We start from the raw sequence: 1370 nt of genomic DNA on the forward strand, positions 1-1370 counted from the left end.
CCGGGCGCCGCGTTGCTCGGCAGTACCTCGCCGCGTAAGCCGCATCGAGATACGTTGCCCCCGCCCCCCCGCACCCCCGCCCCCCCGCCCCCCCGCACCCCCGCACCTCACCGCACCTCGCCCCGTACCCCCGCCCGCACCCCCGCCGGCGCGCCACTATAGGCCCCGCCCGGGCGGTTGCCAACCCTGAATTGATGCAGAATCATCGGCGCGTCGAAAAGTCTCGAGAACGTGTTGAGGGTTTACCATTCTCGGCTTGACCTTCGGGAACTACACGGGTGTAATTAGGGCTAACGCGACAGGCGCTTGTCCGAAGGCCGCGCGGAGGGGAAGGCGTGATATGGCACTTGCAGACGATTTTACTGCACGCACTACCGCGACCACCGGCGGGGGAGCCGGTCGCAGGGGAGTGCCCGACGACTGGTTCGTCGACCCGGTACAGCTCGGGGTTCCCGGGGTGCGCCGGGTGCAGCCCGAAGAAGAGAACCCCCTGGCATGGCAGACGGATTCGCTCTGCGCCCAGACGGATCCCGAGGCGTTCTTTCCAGAAAAGGGCGGCTCTACCCGCGACGCGAAGAAGATCTGCGTCTCGTGTGAGGTCCGCTCAGAGTGCCTCGACTACGCGCTCCAGAATGACGAGCGTTTCGGCATCTGGGGCGGCCTGTCCGAGCGCGAGCGTCGCAAGCTCCGCAAGCGCGCGTAGCCAGCCCGCATGCTCTGCACGCGCGCGTAGCCGGCCCGCACGGTCACGCTGCAGCCCGCGTGCGGGTACTGCACTCAGGGCGTGTGGCCGGCCATCGCATGCTTCGCATGGACCGTCGGGCATGGATGCTGCCGCTGTCCAATCAGGCGCGAAAGTGTGTTGTGGGCGCAGAGCCCCCGATGCAGCCGTAGGCTGATTCGAATGCAGCAGCGAGTAACCGCGATTGTCGTAGCCCGGTCGGGCGCCGATTTTCTCCCGCGCACCCTTGCGAGCCTCCAGACCCAGACCCGTGCTCCCGATCAGGTGATCGCGGTCGATGCCGGCTCGACGGACACCAGTCGCGAGCTCCTCAGTGAACTGGACACCCCGCACCTGGTCGCCGCGGGAAACCGAGCGACCTTCGGGGAGGCAGTTGCCACCGGGGTCCGCGTCGCCCCGTTCGCTGGCGCCCGTCGAGCAACCCACGCCCACCGCAGCACCGGCGCGAACGCCGACACCACCCCGAACGCCAGCCCTGACGCAACCGCCACCGCCGACACCGCCGCAGCCCGCACCCCCCAACCCCCCCCCCCCCCCCCCCCACCCCCCACCCCCCCCACCGCCCCCCCCCCCCCCCCCCCCTCCTCCCCCCTCCCTACCCCACACAACCCCCCCTATACCCCTATCC

General features: G+C 69.8%; 2 protein-coding genes. Both read left to right on the top strand.

Going from position 1 to position 1370, the window contains the following annotated elements; all coding sequences use genetic code 11:
• Positions 1 to 340: 340 nt before the first annotated feature.
• The gene (locus G5S38_RS15460) at positions 341 to 703 is read left to right on the top strand and encodes a WhiB family transcriptional regulator (RefSeq protein ID WP_165070540.1); all 363 of its coding nucleotides are present in this window, start codon (positions 341 to 343) and stop codon (positions 701 to 703) included.
• Between the two features lie 201 nt (positions 704 to 904).
• A partial coding sequence (locus G5S38_RS15995; RefSeq protein WP_165070543.1) for a glycosyltransferase family 2 protein occupies positions 905 to 1370 on the top strand: 466 nt, incomplete at its 3' end.

It is taken from the genome of Marisediminicola senii, from assembly GCF_011057645.1.
Classification (GTDB): domain Bacteria; phylum Actinomycetota; class Actinomycetes; order Actinomycetales; family Microbacteriaceae; genus Marisediminicola; species Marisediminicola senii.

Bases quoted from the DNA above. Each gene is read 5' to 3' on its own strand.
- G5S38_RS15460 (WP_165070540.1), top strand. From the start codon at position 341: ATGGCACTTGCAGACGATTTTACTGCACGCACTACCGCGACCACCGGC.